Genomic DNA, 874 nt, shown 5'->3' with positions numbered 1-874 from the left:
CCGGCGGCGGCGCGGGCGGTGGCCGAGCTGTGCGGCGGGATGCCGATCGCGGTGCACGTCGCCGCCGCGCGGCTGGCGGTCCGGCCGCACTGGCCGCTCTCCAGGCTGGCGGACGAACTCGCCGACGAACGACACCGGTTGCGGACCTTGGTCGCGGAGGGCGGCGCGCTGGCGGTCGAGCTGTGCTTCGACGTTTCCTACCGGGGGCTTCCGCCGGACGCGGCTCGTCTGTACCGGCTGCTCGGGGTGTACCCCGGCGACGACTTCGGCCGGGGTGTCGCGGCCGCCCTGCTCGGTACGCCGGAAGCGGAGGCGGAGCGGTTCCTCGCGGTGCTGGTCGACGCGAGCATGATCGCCGACACCGCGTACGACCGCTACCGCTGCCACGACCTGGTCCGCCTGCACGCCCGGCGCCTCGCCGAACAGCACGACCCGGCGCCCGAACGGGAGCGGGCGGTGTGGTCGGCGGTGTCGTGGTACCGCGACCGCGCGGCCTCGGCCGACCGCGCGGCGACGCCACTCCGCCCGCACCGCACCCGGGTGATGACGGAGTTCGGCACGCGGGCAGCGGCACTGGACTGGCTCGAAGGCGAGCTGCCGAACCTGATCACCTGCCTGCGGACCGCGCACGGCTTCGGCTGGTACGAGCTCGTGTGCGAGCTGTACGACGCGCTCTGGGGCGTGTTCCTCTACCGCGGGCACTACGCCGAGTGGATCAGCGCCGGCCGTCTCGCGGTCGACGCCGCCACGATTTCGGGCGACCGCGGCGCCGAGGTGCGGATGGTGAACCAGGCCGCCGCCGTCCACCTGCGCACCGGTCGACCGGAGGTGGGTCTCGAGCCCTACCGGCGGGCGCTGGCCGTCGCCCGCTCGG

The 874-nt window shown here is 75.1% G+C and carries 1 pseudogene; it reads left to right on the top strand.

The features are described 5' to 3' along the window. A pseudogene (locus G3I65_RS11885) lies at positions 1-874 on the top strand (hypothetical protein); the annotation flags it as partial.

This window comes from Amycolatopsis sp. SID8362, from assembly GCF_010550475.1.
GTDB classification, from domain to species: Bacteria; Actinomycetota; Actinomycetes; order Mycobacteriales; family Pseudonocardiaceae; genus Amycolatopsis; species Amycolatopsis eburnea.
The sequence above is the reverse complement of the archived record's forward strand: the minus strand, read 5'-3'. Positions and strand labels throughout refer to the sequence as shown.